The sequence below is a fragment of the Streptomyces gilvus genome (assembly GCF_022513565.1).
Taxonomy (GTDB): Bacteria; Actinomycetota; Actinomycetes; order Streptomycetales; family Streptomycetaceae; genus Streptomyces; species Streptomyces gilvus.
In genome coordinates, this window is the sequence record NZ_JAKWBE010000004.1 from 160,695 (window position 1) to 179,315 (window position 18,621).

The 18,621-nt window shown below is 73.5% G+C and carries 18 protein-coding genes; 5 read left to right on the top strand and 13 right to left on the bottom strand.

Annotated elements, in window-relative coordinates; all coding sequences use genetic code 11:
- The first annotated feature begins 105 nt into the window (after positions 1–105).
- A complete protein-coding gene (locus tag MKW14_RS09095; protein WP_240860896.1) occupies positions 106–651 on the top strand; it encodes a DinB family protein in 546 nt (181 codons plus the stop codon).
- A gap of 33 nt (positions 652–684) precedes the next feature.
- On the opposite strand, the gene MKW14_RS09100 is transcribed toward MKW14_RS09095, so the two are convergent.
- The 12 genes from MKW14_RS09100 to MKW14_RS09155 all read right to left on the bottom strand — a co-directional run bounded on the left by MKW14_RS09100 (position 685) and on the right by MKW14_RS09155 (position 12,828).
- Entirely contained in the window at positions 685–2,211 is a 1,527-nt protein-coding gene (locus MKW14_RS09100; protein ID WP_240860897.1) for a N,N-dimethylformamidase beta subunit family domain-containing protein, read from the bottom strand.
- A gap of 137 nt (positions 2,212–2,348) precedes the next feature.
- On the bottom strand, positions 2,349–3,383 hold the full coding sequence (gene hypE / locus MKW14_RS09105; protein WP_240860899.1) for a hydrogenase expression/formation protein HypE: 1,035 nt from the start codon (positions 3,381–3,383) through the stop codon (positions 2,349–2,351).
- Entirely contained in the window at positions 3,380–4,501 is a 1,122-nt protein-coding gene (hypD, locus tag MKW14_RS09110; protein ID WP_240860901.1) for a hydrogenase formation protein HypD, read from the bottom strand. The genes hypE and hypD overlap by 4 nt, the downstream gene beginning before the upstream one ends.
- Positions 4,498–5,121: a CBS domain-containing protein gene (locus MKW14_RS09115; RefSeq protein ID WP_240860903.1), complete on the bottom strand. Its 624-nt coding sequence runs from the start codon at positions 5,119–5,121 to the stop codon at positions 4,498–4,500. The genes hypD and MKW14_RS09115 overlap by 4 nt, the downstream gene beginning before the upstream one ends.
- Positions 5,114–6,487 (bottom strand): Ni/Fe hydrogenase subunit alpha, encoded by a 1,374-nt coding sequence (locus tag MKW14_RS09120; protein ID WP_240860905.1) that lies wholly within the window; start codon positions 6,485–6,487, stop codon positions 5,114–5,116. The genes MKW14_RS09115 and MKW14_RS09120 overlap by 8 nt, the downstream gene beginning before the upstream one ends.
- A complete protein-coding gene (locus MKW14_RS09125; protein WP_240860907.1) occupies positions 6,484–7,239 on the bottom strand; it encodes an NADH-quinone oxidoreductase subunit B family protein in 756 nt (251 codons plus the stop codon). The genes MKW14_RS09120 and MKW14_RS09125 overlap by 4 nt, the downstream gene beginning before the upstream one ends.
- 1 nt (position 7,240) lies before the next feature.
- Positions 7,241–8,047 carry an FAD/NAD(P)-binding protein gene (locus MKW14_RS09130; protein WP_240860908.1) on the bottom strand — a complete coding sequence of 269 codons (807 nt, stop codon included), beginning with the start codon at positions 8,045–8,047 and terminating at the stop codon, positions 7,241–7,243.
- Positions 8,044–8,517: a Crp/Fnr family transcriptional regulator gene (locus MKW14_RS09135; protein WP_240860910.1), complete on the bottom strand. Its 474-nt coding sequence runs from the start codon at positions 8,515–8,517 to the stop codon at positions 8,044–8,046. The genes MKW14_RS09130 and MKW14_RS09135 overlap by 4 nt, the downstream gene beginning before the upstream one ends.
- Positions 8,514–9,647 (bottom strand): 4Fe-4S dicluster domain-containing protein, encoded by a 1,134-nt coding sequence (locus tag MKW14_RS09140; RefSeq protein WP_240860912.1) that lies wholly within the window; start codon positions 9,645–9,647, stop codon positions 8,514–8,516. Before MKW14_RS09140 ends, MKW14_RS09135 begins: the two co-directional genes overlap by 4 nt.
- Positions 9,648–9,754: 107 nt before the next feature.
- Positions 9,755–10,033 carry a HypC/HybG/HupF family hydrogenase formation chaperone gene (locus MKW14_RS09145; protein ID WP_240860914.1) on the bottom strand — a complete coding sequence of 93 codons (279 nt, stop codon included), beginning with the start codon at positions 10,031–10,033 and terminating at the stop codon, positions 9,755–9,757.
- Between the two features lie 6 nt (positions 10,034–10,039).
- Positions 10,040–12,325 carry a carbamoyltransferase HypF gene (hypF, locus tag MKW14_RS09150; RefSeq protein WP_240860916.1) on the bottom strand — a complete coding sequence of 762 codons (2,286 nt, stop codon included), beginning with the start codon at positions 12,323–12,325 and terminating at the stop codon, positions 10,040–10,042.
- The gene (locus MKW14_RS09155) at positions 12,322–12,828 is read right to left on the bottom strand and encodes a hydrogenase maturation protease (RefSeq protein WP_240860918.1); all 507 of its coding nucleotides are present in this window, start codon (positions 12,826–12,828) and stop codon (positions 12,322–12,324) included. The genes hypF and MKW14_RS09155 overlap by 4 nt, the downstream gene beginning before the upstream one ends.
- 162 nt (positions 12,829–12,990) lie before the next feature.
- Between MKW14_RS09155 and MKW14_RS09160 the strand changes: the two genes are divergently transcribed.
- Both MKW14_RS09160 and MKW14_RS09165 read left to right on the top strand, forming a co-directional pair.
- Entirely contained in the window at positions 12,991–13,602 is a 612-nt protein-coding gene (locus MKW14_RS09160; RefSeq protein WP_240860920.1) for an RNA polymerase sigma factor, read from the top strand.
- Entirely contained in the window at positions 13,599–14,237 is a 639-nt protein-coding gene (locus tag MKW14_RS09165; RefSeq protein ID WP_240860923.1) for a hypothetical protein, read from the top strand. Before MKW14_RS09160 ends, MKW14_RS09165 begins: the two co-directional genes overlap by 4 nt.
- Here the strand turns inward: MKW14_RS09165 and MKW14_RS09170 are convergent.
- Positions 14,234–14,875 carry a universal stress protein gene (locus MKW14_RS09170; protein ID WP_240860925.1) on the bottom strand — a complete coding sequence of 214 codons (642 nt, stop codon included), beginning with the start codon at positions 14,873–14,875 and terminating at the stop codon, positions 14,234–14,236. The genes MKW14_RS09165 and MKW14_RS09170 overlap by 4 nt on opposite strands.
- 161 nt (positions 14,876–15,036) lie before the next feature.
- On the opposite strand from MKW14_RS09170, the gene MKW14_RS09175 reads away from it, so the two are divergent.
- Together MKW14_RS09175 and ppdK are read left to right on the top strand one after the other, a co-directional pair.
- A complete protein-coding gene (locus MKW14_RS09175; RefSeq protein ID WP_240860927.1) occupies positions 15,037–15,921 on the top strand; it encodes a universal stress protein in 885 nt (294 codons plus the stop codon).
- Positions 15,922–15,930: 9 nt separating this feature from the next.
- Entirely contained in the window at positions 15,931–18,603 is a 2,673-nt protein-coding gene (ppdK, locus tag MKW14_RS09180; protein WP_240860929.1) for a pyruvate, phosphate dikinase, read from the top strand.
- Positions 18,604–18,621: the final 18 nt, after the last annotated feature.

The following is an 18,621-nucleotide window of genomic DNA, read 5'->3' on the forward strand; positions in this document are numbered from 1 at the left end:
GACCACAGGTCTGCAGTCAAAAGGTCATGGGAAAGTAATTCCGGGGCAAAACCCTGGACCGGTTTTTCCCGGGGGCTCGGCGACCAGGTGACCGATGATGTGAGCATGAGGATTCCCGACCGACGGATCGAACTGTTCACCGGCACCGGCAGCGAGGACCGCTTCGGCGGCCCTGCGACGGGTGACGAGCGGGCCATGATCGTGACCATGCTCGACGCCCAGCGCGCCACGCTGAGACTCAAGTGCTCAGGCCTGGGGCCGGAGTTGGCGCAGCGCTCGGTGTCACCGTCCTCGCTCTCCCTGCTCGGTCTGGTACGGCATCTCGCCGACGTGGAACGCCGTTGGTTCCGGGCCGTACTCGCCGGCCACGACGTCGAACTGCGGTTCTCGTCGGCGGTCGTCCCGGAGGGCGACTTCGACGGCGCGGACCCCGCCTCCGTCGCGGAGTCCTGGGCGGCCTGGCACGACGAAGTCGCCTTCGCGGAGGCGTTCGTCACCGCGGCACCGCACCTCGACGTCGAGGGTCACGACGCCTGGCGCGGCACGGTCTCCCTGCGCTGGGTGCTCCTGCACATGATCGAGGAGTACGCCCGGCACAACGGACACGCCGACCTGATCCGCGAACGGATCGACGGAGCGGTCGGGGTGTGACCGTCCCCGAGGCGCCTCAGCGGGCCGGACCCATCAGCCGTACACCTGGCTCACGTTCGGGCGGGGCGCCGGGCGGTGATGGGCGGCGGGGCCCTCGGCGAAGCCGCGCAGGAGGTTCTCCGTGGTCCGGGTGACGAAGGCGCGGGTGCGGGCGTCCATGCCGTGGTCGCGGCCGCCGTCGGCGGTGCCGGCCAGCAGCGCCTCGACCCAGCGCATGGTGCCGGTGGCGAAGACCCCCGCGCCGCCGCCGACGCTGTAGTACGCCGAGTCGCTGTGGCTGGGGCTGCCCTGGCACAACAGCGGTGAGTGGGCGGTTATCTCGAGGGGCTCGGGGACGGGATGTCCGGGGGTGACGCGGTCGTACTCGACGCCGACCAGATGGTCGAAGCCGTCGCCGGGGCGCACGCCGGTCCCCTCGTACAGCCAGTGGTCCGCGGCCCGGACCACGTACGGCGCGTCGGTCGGATAGCCCTCGTAGAGCACGCCCGTGAGCGAGGACTCGGGGTCGGGGGCGGGAGGCGCGCGGAAGTCGGTGGTGACGAGGGCGGGTCGGGACCGGAGGTAAGGGTCGGCGTCGTAGGCCGACTTGTAGCAGACCACGGTACGTTCCGGCGCCGACCCGTCCGCCTCCAGGCGCACCCGGCGGAAGCAGGTGTTGGCGCCGAGGAAGGCGATGTTGGTGCCGGCGTCGCGCGCCTCGGTGACGTACAGGCGCTGCTGGGGCGTCCAGTACTCGTCGTGTCCGAGGCAGACGGCGGCTCTCGCGCCGTGCAGGACGCTGGGATCGCGGTGGACGTCCGCGCCGGTGGTGTAGGCGAGCGGGATGCCGAGCCGTTCGGCCAGCACCACCAGCGGCCGCTCGTACACCAGGAACTTCTCGGCGCCGACGGAGTCGTAGGGCCGGTCGAAACTGACGGCGAGGGAGCGCGTGAGGTAGGAGCCGTCGGCCCCGTTGTAGAGGCTGTAGCCGCCCCACCGGTTGTACGCCTGCCACGTGGCCGGCGCGTGCATGAGGACGGTACGTCCCCGGCCCTGGACCGAGCGCACGATCAGCGGGACGTAGTGCTGATGGCCGGTGTCGGCCTCCAGCCGCAGCAGATACGCCCCCTCCGGCCAGCCCTCGGTGGTGAAGGTCACCGTGGGCTGCCAGTCGGCGCGGACGGTGCGGGTGTCGGGCAGGAACCGCGGGGCCGGCTGGACGCGGCCCGGCACCCGCCCCGAGGACCAGACCCGCCGGGCCTGTGCGCCGCCGTACCAGCCGACGCGGAAGGCGGAGACCTGGAACCCCGACGCGGTGGTCGACACATACAGTCCGCATTCCTCCCCGGGAGCCACGCTCACCCGGTCGGCATAGCCGGTCACGGCGTCCGGCGGTCCCTGGGAGCGAATCCGCCAGTCGGAGGTGCCGGGCAGGTCGCGCTCGGCGGGCGGGCCATGGTTCGCGGCACTGTCGGTACGGCGGTGGGGACGACCGCTCCTCGACGCGGGAACGCATGCCGCGGCGGCCGCCGAGCCCGCCCCGACCCCGGCGCACACCTGCAGGAACCGCCTGCGTCCCAAGGAGGCCTCCGGACCGTCCGGGACGCGCGCTCCCCGCTCCTCAGGACCCACACCGCCTCCCGCACCTCGTCGGGCCTCAGCGTCCTTCCGTGGCCCAGAGTTCCACAGGGGAGGGAATCGACACAGCCCCCGCGGCGTCAGCAGATCCGGGGAAGCTGCTCACCCAGCGGCATGTCCACGATGCGACGGGCGCCCACCAGGGTGCGCAGGGTCACCCGGCCGCCCTGGCCCTCGTCCAGGACCTCCCCGATCCGCACCGCCTGCGCGCCTTCCGGCAGTGAGCGCAGACAGGTCAGGGCCTCCTCGGCGGCGGATGCGTCGACGAAGGCCACCATGCAGCCCTCGTTGGCGACGACCAGGGGATCGAGGCCCAGCAGATCGCAGGCCGAGGCCACCGCCTCCGGCACCGGGACGGCGCTCTCCTCGATCTCGACGGCTACGGACGAGTCCCGGGCGATCTCGTTGAGGGCCGCGGCCAGGCCGCCCCGGGTGGGGTCGCGCAGGACGTGGACGGCGGCGCCGAGCGGGGCCAGGGTCTCGACGAGGCGGTGCAGTGGACGGGTGTCGGAGGCGATGTCCCCCTCGAAGCCCAGCCCCTCCCGGGTGCTCAGCACGGTCGTGCCGTGCAGCCCGATCGGCCCGGACAGCAGGACCGCGTCGCCGGAGCGGGCCGACGCGGCGGACGGGGACAGGGCCGGGTGGCGCTGTCCGACGCCGGTGGTGTTGACGAACAGGCGGTCGGCGGCGCCCCGCCCCACCACCTTGGTGTCGCCCGTCACGACCGGCACCCCGGCCTCCTGCGCCGCCTTGCCCAACGAGTCCATCACGGCCCGCAGTTCGGCCAGTTCCAGGCCCTCCTCGATGATCAGTGACACGGACAGCGCGAGCGGCCGGGCGCCCCGCATGGCCAGGTCGTTGACCGTCCCGTGGACGGCGAGGGACCCGATGTCGCCGCCCGGGAAGAACAGCGGGCTGACGACGAAGCTGTCCGTGCTCATGACCAGCTCCGGGCGGCCCGGCAGCAGGGCCGCGTCCTCCAGCGGTCCCGGCGCGACGCCCAGCGCGGGCAGCACCAGCCGGTCCAGCAGCTCACCGGTGAGGCGGCCGCCGGCGCCGTGGCCGAGCAGCACGACCTCGTCCTCGTGGTTCGGCGTGGGGCATTGGACGGTCATGGCGTGCTCCTCACGGCGACGACGTCGGATGCGGCGGTGCGTCCGGCCGCGTGGAAGGCGGCACACGTGCCCTCGGACGACACCATGGGCGCGCCGAGGGGATGACGGGGCGTGCAGCGGGTGCCGTAGGCCGCGCAGTCGGTCGGCAGCCGGGCACCGGTGAGGATCGCGCCGGCGATGCAGTCGGCGTCCTCCACCGGACACAGCCCGCTCACCGCGAAGCGGCGGGCGGCGTCGAACGCGGCGTAGGCGTCGGCGAGTTCGAGGCCGCTGTCGGGCAGCGCCCCGATGCCGCGCCAGGCCCGGTCGGTGACCTGGAAGACCTCACGGACCGCGTCCTGCGCCGCGGTGTTGCCCGAGCGGCGCACCGCCCGCACGTACTGGTTCTCGACCTCGAAGCGGCCGGACTCCAACTGCCGTACCGCCATGAGGATGCCCTCCAGCAGGTCCAGCGGTTCGAAGCCGGTGACCACGATCGGCACCCGGTAGCGGGCGGCGATCGGCTCGTACTCCCGCCAGCCCATCACCGCGCACACATGCCCGGCCGCCAGGAACGCCTGCACCTCGCACTCCGGGTCGTCCAGCAGCGCGGTCATCGCGGGCGGCACCAGGACATGGCTGACGAGGAGGGAGAAGTTCCTCAGCCCGAGGCGGGCCGCGTGCAGGACGGCCATGGCGTTGGCGGGGGCCGTCGTCTCGAACCCGACGGCCAGGAACACCACTTCACGGTCGGGGTGGGCGGCGGCGAGGCGGACGGCGTCCATCGGGGCGTACACCACGCGGACGTCGGCGCCGCGCGCCCGCAGCGACAGGAGGTCGGTGTTCGTGCCGGGCACCCGCAGCATGTCGCCGAAGCTGGTGAAGATCACGCCGGGCCGGGCGGCGATGGCCATCGCCCGGTCCAGGGTCTCCAGCGGGGTCACGCAGACCGGGCAGCCGGGACCGTGGATCATCCGCATGCCTGCAGGCAGCAGTTCGTCGATGCCCTGGCGGACCAGGGTGTGGGTCTGGCCGCCGCACACCTCCATGATCCGCCAGGGGCGGGTGGCGGCCTGGTCCAGCTCGTCGAGCAGACGCCTGGCGAGGATGGGGTCGCGGTATTCGTCGAGGTACTTCATCGGTGGGTCAGGTCCAGCCGGATGTCGACGACGCCCTCGACCGCGCGGACCGCGCGCGCCACCACGGGCACCAGCGTCCGGTCGGGCAGGGCGCCGCCCAGCGTGACCACGCCTTCGGCGACGGAGACGGTCAGGGCGCCGGTGGTGACGGGGAGCTGGGACAGGATGACGTGCCGGATCTCCTCGGCGATCTCCTCGTCGTCCCGCAGGAAGACCTTGAGCAGGTCGCTGCGGCTGACCACGCCCTGCAGGATGCCCACGGAGTCGACCACGGGCAGCCGCTTGACGTGCCGGCGTGCCATGATCCGGGCGGCCTCGGCGAGCGAGGCGTCCGCATGCACGGTCACCACGGGCGTGCTCATCAACTCGCCCGCGGTCACGGCGCCGGCCTTGGTCCGCTCGGCCGGGTCGCCCTCCTCGGTGTCCCGGAACTCCTCCTTGGCCAGCAGGTCGGCCTCCGAGACCACGCCGACGACCCGGCCCTCGCCCTCGAGGACGGGCAGGGCGCTGACCTTCCACTGGTCGATCAGCTCGACGACCTCCTTGAAGGGCGCGTCACGGCCGACGGCGATGACGGTCTGGGTCATCACATCGCTCACGGTGAACGGGGATTCAGGCATCGCAGCCTCCCGAGGTCTCGTCCGGGATCGCTCCCGAGGTGCGGACGATCTTGAGGTCGAGGAAGTGGGTGGAGCACGAGATGCACGGGTCGTGGTTGCGGATCGCCCGCTCGCACAGGGCCGTCAACGCGTCGTCGTCCGGATCGTGTTCACCGATCGCCCGCTGGGCCAGGCGGAGCAGGTCGTCCTCGATCGCGCCCTGGTTCTGCGCGGTGGGCGGCACCATCAGCGCGCTCGTGACCGTGCCGTCGGCGGTGAGTTCGTAGCGGTGGTAGAGCATGCCCCGCGGAGCTTCGGTGGCGCCGTGACCGACCCCCGCGACCGGCGGAACGTCGACGTACGGCCGGGCGGGCGGCTCGTACCCGTCGATGATCCGCAGCGCCTCCTCGACGGCGTACAGCGTCTCCACCGACCGCACCAGGATGGACCGGTACGGGTTGCGGCACACGGCGCCCTCGCGCGGATCGCCGAGCCCCGCCTCGATCGCCGCCTCGATCGCTGCCGGCGACAGCTTCCGGCCGCCGATCGCGAACCGGGCCAGCGATCCGGTCAGATGCAGCCGGCCGTCGAGCCGCGAGTGCAGTGCGGTCGAGTGCGGCACATGCATCTCCCGCACCCGGTCGGTGAACCCGGCCACCGGGAAGGACTCGGTGGTGCCGTCGGCGATCAGCACGGTCGGGGTGCCGCTCTCGATGGCGTACGTGTCGGGGGCGGCCAGCGCGAGCAGGTCGGCGGAGGTGTGGGCGAAGGGGAACTCGAAGCCGGCGACCCAGCGCACGGTGTCCCAGGCGTCGTCCAGGGCCCGCTTCAACTCCTCGCGCAGCGGCCGCAGTTCCTCGCGAGAGGGTGCCCGGTGGAAGCCGCCGAGGCGGACGTTGACGGGGTGCACCGCCCGCCCGCCGAGCAGCTCCATCAGCGAGTTGCCCGCCTTCTTCAGCCGCAGCCCCCGCTCGACCTCGGCCCGGTGGGTGCGGGCCAGGTCGATCGCGCTCGGGCGGCCCAGGAAGTCCGGGGCGTGCAGCAGGTAGATGTGCAGGGCCTGGCTCTCGATCCACTCCCCGCAGTACAGCAGCCGCCGCAGATCGCGGATCACCGGATCGACCGTCACCCCGCACGCGTCCTCGATCGCCGCGCAGGCGCTCATCTGGTACGCCACCGGGCAGATCCCGCACACCCGGGCCGTGATGTCGGGCGGCTCGGTGTAGGAGCGCCCGCGCAGGAACGCCTCGAAGAACCGCGGCGGTTCGTAGATCTCCAGCCGGGCCGCGGTGACCGTGCCGTCGTGGACGTGCAGGCTCAGCGCGCCCTCGCCCTCGACCCGGGAGAGCGAGCCGACGTGCAGCACACGGGATCCGCAGTGGGTCACGACGTCAGCTCCTTGTCGAAGGCGGCCGCGTTGTAGGTGTGCAGGAAGCGGACGACGGCGTCGTCGTCCATCCCGTCGCGGCGCAGCACCGGAATGAGGGCGGGCAGGTTGACCGACCCGGACGGGCCGAAGCAGCCGAAGCAGCCGCGCCGGTACGCCGGACACAGCGCCCCGCACCCGGCGTGCGTGACCGGGCCCAGGCAGGGCTTGCCCTCGGCGACCGTGACGCAGACCGTGCCGCGCCGCTTGCACTCGAAGCACACGCTGTGGTTCGGCACGTCCGGCTTCCGCCCGGCGAGGAAGGCGGTGATCACCTCGATGAGCTGCCGCTTGTCCACGGGACAGCCGCGCAGCTCGAAGTCGACGTCCACATGGGCCGAGACAGGGGTGGAGGTGGCGAGCGTGGAGATGTACTCGGGGTGGGCGTAGACCACGCGCCGGAACTCGTCCACGTCCGCGAAGTTCCGCAGGGCCTGGATGCCGCCGGCCGTCGCGCACGCCCCGATCGTCACCAGGTGACGGGAATTGGCGCGGATCGCGCGGATGCGTTCGGCGTCCTGGGCCGTCGTGATCGAGCCCTCGACGAGGGACAGGTCGTAGGGTCCGGGCAGGACGGTGCTGGTGGCCTCGAGGAAGTGGGCGATCTCCACCGTGCCCGCCAGCGCGAGGAGTTCGTCCTCGCAGTCGAGCAGGGTGAGCTGGCAGCCGTCGCAGGAGGCCAGTTTGAACACGGCGAGCTTGGGCGCGCTCATCTCACAACTCCCTTACCGACAGCAGCGGTTGGGCCTGCTCCCAGCCGACGACCGGTCCATCCCGGCAGACCAGCAGCGGGCCGAGCTGGCAGTGCCCGCAGTGCCCGGTCGCGCAGCGCATGTTCCGTTCCAGCGAGACCCGGATGCGCTCCGGTGGCACCCCGCGCTGTGCGAGATCCCGGGCGGTGGCGCGGATCATCGGCTCGGGACCGCACACGAACGCCCAGGTGCGGTCCGGGTCGAAGGGCGCCCGGCCGAGCAGCTGGGTGACGACCCCGACGTCCCCGTGCCAGCCGGTGTCGGGCCAGTCCACGGTCACCCCCGTGTACGCCGTGGCCCACTGCTCCAGTTCCTCGCGGGAGATGAGGTCGGCCGGGGTCCGCGCGCCGACGAGCACGCTGACCCGTCCGTACGCCTCGGGTTCGGCGAGCGCGCCCAGGATCAGCGGGCGCAGCGGCGCCAGGCCGATGCCGCCGGCCACCACCAACACGTCCTGTCCACGGGCCGGTTCGAGCTCCCAGCTCGTTCCGTACGGGCCCCGCAGGCCGACCACGTCACCCACGCGCGTCGCGCACAGCCCGTCGGAGACCGCGCCCACACTGCGGATCGTGTGCGCCAGCCCGCCCGTACCCTGCACGGAACTCACCGACAGCGGAATCTCCCCGCGTCCGAAGCAGTGCACCATCGCGAACTGCCCCGGCGCGAACTCCGCCAGCGCCTCGCCGACCGGCTCCAGCCGCAGCGTGACCGTCTCCGCGGTGTCCCTGCGCCGGTCGACCACGAGATGGGGGACGGGTACGGCGGTCATCCGGCACCGCCGCTCAGGAAGGCGGCCGGGGAGCCGTAGAGGTCGACGAGCCGGGCCCGCGCCGCGTTCAGCCGGTGGGAGAGCACCCGCCCCACCCAGCGGCCGACCGCCCGCCCGAACTCGGCGTCGTCGTCGCACATCAGACGCACGGCGACCGCGTCGAACTCGTACGCCCGCACCCGTGTCGTCGTGACCGCGCCCAGCTGCCAGACGTACGGCTCGAACAGCCAGGACCAGCCCACGAGATCACCCGTGCCGAGGGTCTCGATCACCGGTGTGCGACGGCCGGGGACATGCATGTCGAGGGCGACCGTGCCGTCGCGGACGATCCAGAACCGGTCGGCGTGCCCGCCTTCCTCGAAGAGCCGGGTGTCCGGTTTCAGGTCGACCTCGCGCGCGATGCGCAGCAGCCGTTCCCGGTGCTCGACGGGCATCGCGTGTTCCAGGCGCAGGGTGATCGAGGGGGTCATCGCTCCGTCTCCGATTCGGTGTGCAGCGCGGCGACTTCCTCGGTGATGTCGATGCCGGCCGGGCACCAGGCGATGCACCGGCCGCAGCCGACACAGCCCGAGGTGCCGAACTGGTCGTGCCAGGTGGAGAGTTTGTGGGTGAGCCACTGCCGGTAGCGGGCCTTGCCCGAGGAACGGACCGGGCCCTCGTGGAGGTAGGAGAAGTCCAGGTCGAAGCAGGAGTCCCAGCGCTGCCAGCGTTCGGTGTGGTCGCCGGTGAGGTCGGTGACCTCCTCGGTGGTCACACAGAAGCAGGTGGGACACACCATCGTGCAGTTGCCGCAGGTCAGACAGCGCGCGGCGACGTCGTCCCAGCGCTCGGCGTCCAGACTCGCGCCCATCAGCGCGCGCAGGTCGACGGGCGGCAGCGAGCGCCCCATGCGGTCGCGCGCCGCGTCGACCGAGGCCCGGGCCGTGGTCTCGGTGGCCGGGTCGGCGCCGCGGTGCGGCACCGCCTCCAGCAGCCGGGCGCCCTCCTCGCTGCCGACGCGCACCAGGAAGCGGTGCCCGTCGCCGTCCACCACCTCGGTCAGCGCCAGGTCGTAGCCCGGATCGGCGGCGGGGCCGCCCCCGGTGGACACGCAGAAGCAGGTCGCGCCGGGCTCCACACAGTCGACGGAGATGAGCAGCGCCCGCCGCCGGCGTGCCCCGTACCCGGAGTCCTCGTACCGTCCACCGGTCAGCACCCGGTCCTGGATGGCCACGGCCCGCAGGTCACAGGGCCGCACGCCGAGAAAGGCGTAGTCGGGGGCGGCGGGCTCCTCGGGGGTGAAGGACACGTGCCCCTCCGGCGTCCGGTCGGCACTCCACAGCCGTTCCCGTGCCGGATGCAGGAAGGTCTTCCAGGACTGGGGCCCCGCGCTGTGCGCGAAGGCGGCCCCGTCCTCGCGTCGCACCAGCCGGTACCGTCCGGCCTCCAGCTCCACGCCCCAGCCGAAGGGCAGCGCGTCGGCCGAGGCCAGCTCCGCCAGCACGATCGCCCCGTCCCGCACGGTGGGTCCCACGACGGTGCGCCCCTGCCCGACCAGAGCCGTGACCAAGGCGTCCAGCCCGTCCCGGTCGAGCACGGCAGGCGCTGTGGTGACGCTCATACGGTCCTCCTCGTCAGGGCTGATCGTGCTCGTCCACCCTCAGCTTCCGGCGCGTCCCGCGGCGGGCGCATGGGCCGACCGGCCCTGGGAGCGGAGTCGACCGGATCTCATGACGGAGGGGCGGGCGGCCGGGGCAGGGGTTCACCCAGCTCGCCCTCAACCGCCCCCGCCATGGCCCGCAGCACCTCGAGGGTCCGCTCGGCCTCCGCCTCGTCGACCAGGGTGATCGCGAAGCCCACGTGCACGATGACGTACGACCCGACGTCCGCCTCGGGCGTGCAGCTCAGGCAGACCTCCCGCCGTATCCCCCCGAAGTCGACGGTCGCCATGCGCAGACCCGCGTCGTAGTGGACCTCCGTCACCCGTCCCGGAATGCCAAGACACATCCCCGCTCACTCCTCCCCGGCCAGCCGCGCCGCCGCGACCGCCGCCTGCCCGTAGCTGACACCGCCGTCACCGACGGGAACCTGACCGCCGACGAACACCCGCAGCCCCTGCGCGTGCAGCCGCCGCCGCACCTCGGTCAGCAGCCGCCAGTTGACGAAGCAGCCCCCGCCGAGACACACCGTGCGCGGCGCGCCCTCGGCGACGGCCCGTGCGGCGAGATCCGCCGTGACGATCGCGACCGTCGCGTGGAAGGCCGCCGCGAGCCGGGCCACCGACTCGCCGCCGAGCTGCCGTGTCAGCAGATCGACGAGCGTCGGCGTCGGGTCGTACACCCACAGTCCCTGCGAGCGCACGATCCGGTGGCCGAGCGGCACGGCGTGCTCGTCGCCCGCCGCCGTCTCCAGCAGGACGGCCGCCTCGCCCTCGTAACTCACCCGGTCGGCGAGCCCGAGCAGCGCGGCGACCGTGTCGAAGAGCCGTCCGGCGCTGGAGGCGCGCGGGCAGTTGACGTCCCGGGCCACCATGGCCCGCACGGTGGCCACCTCGCGCGGATCGAGCCGCTCGGTGAAGTGCCGGGTGAGCCAGGGGTACGGCCGCGGGGAGCCCAGCGTCTCGCTGCCGAACAGCCGCCCGAGCGCCGCCCGGGAGGGATGCCGTACGGCCGCGTCCCCGCCCGGCAGGGGCGCCGAGGCGAACCGGCCCACCCGGCGGTAGCCGCTCAAGGTGGCGAGGAGGATCTCACCGCCCCACAGCGTGCCGTCGTCGCCGAGCCCCAGTCCGTCGTAGGCGATCCCGAGGAACGCTCCCCGCACCCCGTGCTCGGCGGCGCAGGCGGCCACATGCGCGTGGTGGTGCTGCACCGGCATCCGCCCTACCGGCTGGGCCTCGGCCCACTGCGTGGACAGATAGCCGGGATGCAGGTCGTGGGCGACGACACGGGGCTCGATGCCGGTCAGCCGGCGCAGTTGGTCGTACGACGCCAGGAACGCCTCGTGGGTCGACAGGTCGGCCAGATCGCCGGTGTGCGGGCCGAGGTGGGCGTGGCCGTCGGCGGCCAGGGTGAAGGTGTGCTTGAGCTGGGCACCGGCCCCGGCGACCGGCTCGCGGACGGTCATCGGCAGCGGGGCGGGGGCCAGTCCGCGGGCCCGCCGGACGGTGACGCGGGTGCGGCCGGTGAACTGCACGACCGAGTCGTCGTAGCGGGAGCGGATCTCCCGGTCGTGGGTGAGGAACCCGTCCGCGACGCCCGCCAGGGCGCCGCGGGCCGCGGTGTCGTCCACGGCGATCGGCTCGTCGCTGAGGTTGCCGCTGGTCACCACCAGGGGCCGGGCCAGTTCGTCCAGCAGGAGGTGGTGCAGTCCGGTGGTGGGCAGGAACAGGCCGACGCGCGTGAGACCGGGGTGCACCTCGCGGGCCAGCGGGTCCGGGCCGTGCCCCCGGGTCCGGGCCAGCAGCACCACGGGGCGTTCCGGTGAGGTCAGGGTCTGCTCCTCCGTGGAACCGATGCGGGCCAGCCGGGACGCGGTCCGCAGGTCGGGCACCATCACGGCGAACGGTTTCGTCGGACGGTGCTTGCGCCGCCGCAGGTCCCGCACCGCCCGCGAGTCGCCCGCGTCGCACAGCAGTTGATAACCGCCGAGTCCCTTGAGCGCGACGATCCCGCCTTCCTCGACGGTCTTCACGGCGGCCCGCAGGGCCTCCTCGCCGCGCAGTTCCTCCCAGGCGAGCCGCGGCCCGCATTCGGGGCAGGCGATGGGCTCGGCGTGGAAGCGGCGGTCGGCCGGGTCGGCGTACTCGGCGGCGCAGGCGGCGCACAGCGGGAAGCGGCGCATGGTGGTGCGGACACGGTCGTAGGGGAGGTCCTCGATGATCGTGGCGCGCGGGCCGCAGTCCGTGCAGTTGATGAACGGGTAGCGGTGCCGCCGGTCGCGCGGGTCGCGCAGTTCACGCAGACAGGCGTCGCAGATCGCCGCGTCCGGCGGGACTTCGCGGACCACCGCAGCGGCGTCGGCGGGCACGCTGTGCCGCACCCGGAATCCGGGGCCGACGTCGACCGGCGGGGCCTCGGTCAGGCGGATCCGGCGCACCCGGGCCAGCGCGGGGGCGTCCGCCCGCAGCCGCGCCACGAACTCCTCGACGGCCCGTGGCGGCCCGGCGACCTCGCCCTCCACATGGCCGTTGACGTTGGCCACCCAGCCGTCCAGGCCCAGCGAGGAAGCGGTGCGGTACACGAACGGGCGGAAGCCGACACCCTGGACGATCCCCTCGACATGGAAGCGCCGTACCGTCATGACCGCCTCCGGGCCACGACGTCCGCGCGGCGCGCGATCTCGCCCTCGACGGCCTCGGCCAACGGGTCCACGGCCGCCTCGACGGCGGGGGAGAGGCCGGTACCGAAGTCACCGTCGGCGCCCTCCACCGCGTACACCACGAGCCGCTCCGGCAGCAGGTCAAGGACCCGGGCCAGCTCCACCGCCTCGCCGAGCCCCAGCCCGTGCGAGCTGGTGGCGGACGCCGGGACCGGTACGCCGGCGTCCAGTTCCAGGCGATGTACGCGGCCGGGAGTGCCGGGATGGGCGTGGGCCGCGTCCACGACCACGGCGAGGGCCGCGCCCTCCCACAGGCCGATCAGTCGGCCGGGATCACCGTCGCAGGTGGCCACCACGGTGTCCGGCGGCAGCGGCCGGTCCTCGGTGCGCCGGTGCAGCCGGGCGATCACGGCCCAGCCGACGCCGTCGTCGCGCCGGAACTCGTTGCCGACACCGATGACCGCGATCCGCGTACGGGTCCTCATGGTCCTCACCGTGGGCCGCCGGAGCCGAAGGACACATGGGCCGAACGGCCCGACCGGCGGGGCCGGTCCTCCCCGCGAGCGGCGGGGCGGCCAGGATGTAACGCCGCGCCGTGCTGCGGCCAAGAACGGGTGCAAGGACGACCGACCCCTTTGGAGGAACGGGTGCACACACCCGAGCGCGGTGGCCGACGGCGACCCGCACCGCCCAGAAGCGACCCCGCCGGATTCTCGGCGTTCTACGAGGAGAACTTCGAGGCGGTGCTCTCGTTCGTGACCCGCCGCACCGCCGACCCCCACCTGGCGGCCGACCTCACGGCCGACGTGTTCGTCGCCGCCCTGGAGGCCGCCGACCGCTACGACGCCCGGCAGGGAGCCCCGATCGCCTGGCTGTACGGCATCGCGCGCAACGTGATGTCCTCCCACGGCCGCGGCTCCGTCCGTGAACTGAGGGCGGTGGCCCGGCTGACCGGACGGCGGCTGCTGGAGAGCGAGGACATCGCGGCCCTGGAGGAGCGCATCGACGCCGAGCGGGCCGTGCGGGAGCTCGCCGAACGGCACAGCGCCCTCAGCGAACCGCTGCGGGCGGTGCTCGACCTCGTGGCCGTCGACGGGCTGACACCCCGCGAGGCGGCCCAGGTCCTGGGCCTCAGCCAGGCCACCATACGGGTCCGACTGCACCGGGCCCGCCGCGCACTGCGTACCGCGGAGGGCGTCACCGAGCAGGACGCCGATCGCTCCCGACTGCCCGACCCCGCCCTGGAGAACGCGTCATGACCACTCGTACGCCCGTCGGCTTCCAGCAGCGCCTCGGCGACCGGCTCACCGCCCTCGCCGCGGAACGGACCGTCGCCCCCTTCCCCGTACGGCGCCGGACCTGGGTGGCCCGTCACCGGCTGCCGCTCGCCCTCGCGGGGGTCGCCGCGGCAGGCGCCACCCTCGTCACCGTGGCCGTCGACCGGCCCGCCACCCCGACCCGGGCCACCCGGGAGCAGCAGCCGCAGAGGATCACCACCGTCGCGTACACCCTGCAGCGCGAGGCCGGCGGCCGGGTCAGGCTCGCCATCAGCGGACCGGACGGCAGACTGCTGGACACCGCCCGGCTGCAGCGCGACCTCAACCGCCTCGGCGTCCCGGCCGTCGTCTACGCCGGGGACCCCGCGTGCACAGCGGCGCCGACCAGCTCCGGGGACGACGCGCCCTCGTCCACCTGGCGCATCGAACTGGCCAAGGGCGGAAAGCCGGTCCTCTCCGTCCGCCCCGACAGGATCGCCGCCGGACAGCACCTGCTGGTCGCCTTCCCGCTGCTGCGCACCGACCCCGACCGCGCCGCGTACGTCATCACGGCCGGCCGGACCGACGGCACCCCGCCCGCCTGCGTCCCCGCCTGGCCCAGAGGCTCGAGCCGCTAACCCGGTACCACGGCGACCGGGCACCGCACCTCCGTCAGCACGTCCAGCGCGGTGTCGCCGGTGCGGCGGCCGATCACCACCAGCCCGGAGGCGCCGGCCGCGTGGACCAGTGCCTCGGCCGGACCGAGCAGGACGACATCCTCCAGGACCTCGACGTCGGGGTACTTGCCCCGCCACGGCCGCAGAGCGTCGGACAGGACCTGGACCTCCTGGTCCTCCCAGGTGGCACGGTCCTCCTCCAGCACCGGCAGCGGCGACCGCTCGGCCGCCCGCGCGGGCAGCTCCCAGGAGTGCACCACATGCAGCAGCACCCCGCGCAGACGGGCCTCCTCGAAGGCGAACCCGAGCACGCCGCTCGCCGGGTTGCGGGCGTCGAGACCGACCGTCACGGTTTCGGGGAGGCGGTACGGCGTCCACGCGACGACCATGACGGGAGCCGTCCGGATCGCGGGGAGCCGGAATCCTCGGACCAGGCCGAGCACGATCAACTCCGCGTCGGCGTAGGCCCCGTCATCGGTCGGCGGGCCCTGCTCCACGCGCAGGGGCAGCGCCCGCAACGCGGCCTCCCGTTCGGCCCAGACGGCCGCGGCCCGGCCCTGGGGCGAGTCGTCGACACAGGCGATGATCATTCGTTCCATGACATGCCGCCTTCCGGGCCGGGGTCTCCACTGTGCCCGGAAGGCGGCCCGCGGTGCAGGGCCGAACGGACCCGGGCACAGCCCTGGCGGCCCATACCCGCCGGTAGGCGCGGGGCCGACGCTGGCAGCGAGGAGCAGACCGAGCGCAGGAGGTGCACAGCATGCTGCCGCCCGTCATCGCCGCCGTCGACGGATCCGCCGAGAGTCTGGCCGCCGCGGACTGGGCCGCCCGTGAGGCGGTCCGCCGTGAGCGGCCGTTGCGTCTGGTGCACGTCTGGAACTGGCACCCGCGCCAGGACGAGGGCGAACCCGCCACGGCTGCCCAGCGCCACCTGGCGCGGCGCGCGCTGCGTCAGGCCGAGGAGCGCGTCCGCCGTACCTGCCCGGGTGTCCGCGTCGAGGACGAGCAGATGGAGGGGCCCGCGACCGCCGCGCTGCTGAAGGCGGCCGAGCGGGCCGACCTCCTCGTGCTGGGCTCACGCGGACCGAGTGGCTTCACCGGCTTCCTGGTCGGTTCCGTCGCGCTGGGCGTGGTCGCCCGGGCCGCCTGCCCCGTCGTCCTCGTCCGGGCGGATGAGGAGACGCCCGACGAGCGGTTTCCGGACGGCACCGGTGGTGTCAGGGACGTGGTCCTCGGCATCGATCCCACCGCACCTTGCGACGAGGTGATCGAGTTCGCCTTCGAGGCGGCCCGCTCGCGCGGCGCGCGCCTGCGGGCCGTGCACGCCTGGCAGCCGCCGTCCCCGATCGGACTCGGCGCCGGTGACATCGGCCTCCTGACCGGTCCCGAGCGGGCCGAGGAATGGCTCGGCTTCCTGAGCGCCGTGCTGCAGGTGTGGCGGGAGAAGTATCCCGGCGTCGAGGTCACCGAGACGGTCACCGAGGACCGGGCCCGGTCCGCGCTGCTGCGGGCCGCCTCCGGGGCGGGCCTGCTCGTCGTCGGCCGCCGCGTCACCGGCCGGCCCGCGGGCCCGCGCACCGGCCCCGTCACCCACGCCGTCATCCACCACGTCGGCTGCCCCGTGGCCGTCGTACCCCATGACTGAGAGGCCGTCATGAGCAAGCCGACGAAGTACGTGTACACGTTCGCCGAGGGCGACCGGGACATGGCCGCCCTGCTCGGCGGCAAGGGCGCCGGACTCGCCGAGATGACCCGGATCGGGCTGCCCGTCCCGCCCGGATTCACGGTGACCACCGACGCCTGCAAGGTCTGTCTGGCCACCGGCGAGGAGCCGCCCGAACTCGGCATCGAGGCCGCCCGGGCGCTGGCCGGCCTGGAGCGGGCCATGGGCCGCACCCTCGGCGCGCCCGACGACCCGCTGCTGGTGTCCGTGCGCTCGGGCGCCCGTTTCTCCATGCCCGGCATGATGGAGACCATCCTCGACATCGGCCTCAACGACCGCTCGGTGACCGGGCTCGCCAAGGCGTCCGGACAGGACAGGTTCGCCTGGGACTCCTACCGGCGGCTCATCCAGATGTTCGGGCACACCGTGATGGGCGTGGACGGCGACCTGTTCGAGCAGGCCATCGCCGCGCGCACGGCCCACGACGAGGACCTCCACACCGCCGAACTCGCCCGGCTCACCGAGGAGTTCAAGGCGATCATCCGCAAGGAGACCGGCGAGGACTTCCCGCAGGACCCGGCCGAGCAGCTCTCCCGTGCCATCCGCGCCGTCTTCGACTCCTGGAACACCGAGCGCGCCCGTGTCTACCGCCACCGCGAGCACATCCCCGAGGACCTGGGCACCGCCGTCAACGTCCAGGCGATGGTCTTCGGCAACCTGGGCCACGACTCCGGCACCGGAGTCACCTTCACCCGCGACCCGGCCACCGGCGAACGCGGCATGTACGGCGACTACCTGCCCGACGCCCAGGGCGAGGACGTAGTCGCCGGCGTGCGCGACGCGCTGCCGCTGAGCGAGCTCAAGACGCTCGACCCGCGCTCCTACGTCGAACTCGGCGACCATCTGCGCACCCTGGAGGGCCACTACCGCGACCTGTGCGACGTGGAGTTCACCGTGGAGCGCGGCAAGCTGTGGATCCTGCAGACCCGGGTCGGCAAGCGCACCGCCGAGGCCGCCTTCCGTATCGCCCACGACCTGCGCGAGGAAGGGACGATCACCGACGACGAGGCCCTGGTCCGGGTCGACGGCGCCGAACTGACCCGGCTGATGTTCCCCCGCTTCGACGTGCAGACGGCCGACCGGCCCCTCGCCCACGGCGTGCCCGCCTCACCCGGCGCCGCGGTGGGAGCCGTCGTCTTCGACTCCGCCGAGGCGGTACGCCGAGCCGCCACCGGCGAACGCGTGGTGCTGGTGCGCCGCGAGACCACGCCCGACGACCTGCCCGGCATGATCGCCGCCCAGGCCGTGCTGACCAGCCGGGGCGGCAAGACCAGCCACGCCGCCGTGGTCGCCCGCGGCATGGGCAAGGTGTGCGTGTGCGGCGCCGAGGCCCTCGCCGTCGACCCGGCCGCTCGCCGGTTCACGACGGAGGCGGGCGTCGTCGTCCGCGAGGGCGACACGGTCTCCGTCGACGGCACCGCGGGCACCGTCCACCTCGGCGAACTGCCCCTCACCGCGTCGGATGTCGGCCGCGCCCTGGAGTCCGGCACCGCCACCGGCCCGCTCACCGAAGCCGTGCTCGGCGCCCTGGCCCACGCCGATGCCGTACGGCGCCTGGAGGTGCGGGCCAACGCCGACACGCCCGAGGACGCCGTCCGCGCCCGTGCGCTCGGCGCGCAGGGCATCGGGCTGTGCCGCACCGAGCACATGTTCCTCGGCGAGCGCCGGGCGCTGGTGGAGGCGATGATCCTGGCCCGCGACGACACCGACCGCGAGCAGGCGCTGGCCGCCCTGCTGCCGCTGCAGCGGGAGGACTTCACCGGCATCCTCGCCGCGATGGACGCGCTGCCCGTGACGATCCGGCTGATCGATCCGCCGCTGCACGAGTTCCTGCCCGACCGCACCGAGCTGGCCGTCCGGATCGCCCGCGCCGGGGAACCCGACCCGCACGACGTCCGACTGCTCGCCGCCGTCGTGCGCATGCACGAGCAGAACCCGATGCTGGGCCTGCGCGGTGTGCGTCTGGGCCTGGCCGTGCCCGGCCTGATGGCGATGCAGGTCAGGGCGATCGCGGAGGCGGTGGTACGGCGGCTGCGGGACGGCGGCACACCCCGCGCGGAGATCATGATCCCGCTCGTCGGCACGGTCGAGGAGCTGCGGCTGGCCCGCGCCGAGACGGAACGAGTCCTCGCCGAGGTCATGAAGGAGACCGGCGTCGAACTCGACTGCCCGATCGGCACGATGATCGAGCTGCCGCGTGCCGCGCTCATCGCCGACCGCATCGCCACGGCCGCCGACTTCTTCTCCTTCGGCACCAACGACCTCACCCAGACAACCTGGGGTCTGTCCCGGGACGACGCGGAGGCGTCCTTCTTCCCGCTCTACCTGGACAAGGGGGTCTTCGAGGTCTCGCCGTTCGACTCGATCGACCAGGAGGGCGTCGGACGGCTCGTGGAACTGGCCGTCGAGGCCGGCCGCACGGTCAACGCCCGGCTGGAGACGGGCGTGTGCGGAGAGCACGGCGGCGACCCCGCCTCGATCCACTTCTTCCACCGGGTGGGACTGGACTACGTCTCCTGCTCTCCCTTCCGGATCCCGGCCGCCCGCCTGGAGGCCGGACGTGCGGCTCTGACGGAGACCACCGGGGCGAGTGACAGCAGGTGAGAGACCCCGGGGGCGGTG

Bases quoted from the DNA above. Each gene is read 5' to 3' on its own strand.
- MKW14_RS09130 (WP_240860908.1), bottom strand. From the start codon at position 8,047: ATGACCGCCGTACCCGTCCCCCATCTCGTGGTCGACCGGCGCAGGGAC.
- MKW14_RS09170 (WP_240860925.1), bottom strand. From the start codon at position 14,875: ATGGAACGAATGATCATCGCCTGTGTCGACGACTCGCCCCAGGGCCGG.
- MKW14_RS09155 (WP_240860918.1), bottom strand. From the start codon at position 12,828: ATGAGGACCCGTACGCGGATCGCGGTCATCGGTGTCGGCAACGAGTTC.
- ppdK (WP_240860929.1), top strand. From the start codon at position 15,931: ATGAGCAAGCCGACGAAGTACGTGTACACGTTCGCCGAGGGCGACCGG.
- MKW14_RS09115 (WP_240860903.1), bottom strand. From the start codon at position 5,121: ATGCCTGAATCCCCGTTCACCGTGAGCGATGTGATGACCCAGACCGTC.
- hypF (WP_240860916.1), bottom strand. From the start codon at position 12,325: ATGACGGTACGGCGCTTCCATGTCGAGGGGATCGTCCAGGGTGTCGGC.
- hypD (WP_240860901.1), bottom strand. From the start codon at position 4,501: ATGAAGTACCTCGACGAATACCGCGACCCCATCCTCGCCAGGCGTCTG.
- MKW14_RS09125 (WP_240860907.1), bottom strand. From the start codon at position 7,239: ATGAGCGCGCCCAAGCTCGCCGTGTTCAAACTGGCCTCCTGCGACGGC.
- MKW14_RS09175 (WP_240860927.1), top strand. From the start codon at position 15,037: ATGCTGCCGCCCGTCATCGCCGCCGTCGACGGATCCGCCGAGAGTCTG.
- MKW14_RS09165 (WP_240860923.1), top strand. From the start codon at position 13,599: ATGACCACTCGTACGCCCGTCGGCTTCCAGCAGCGCCTCGGCGACCGG.
- MKW14_RS09135 (WP_240860910.1), bottom strand. From the start codon at position 8,517: ATGACCCCCTCGATCACCCTGCGCCTGGAACACGCGATGCCCGTCGAG.
- MKW14_RS09095 (WP_240860896.1), top strand. From the start codon at position 106: ATGAGGATTCCCGACCGACGGATCGAACTGTTCACCGGCACCGGCAGC.
- MKW14_RS09140 (WP_240860912.1), bottom strand. From the start codon at position 9,647: ATGAGCGTCACCACAGCGCCTGCCGTGCTCGACCGGGACGGGCTGGAC.
- MKW14_RS09145 (WP_240860914.1), bottom strand. From the start codon at position 10,033: ATGTGTCTTGGCATTCCGGGACGGGTGACGGAGGTCCACTACGACGCG.
- hypE (WP_240860899.1), bottom strand. From the start codon at position 3,383: ATGACCGTCCAATGCCCCACGCCGAACCACGAGGACGAGGTCGTGCTG.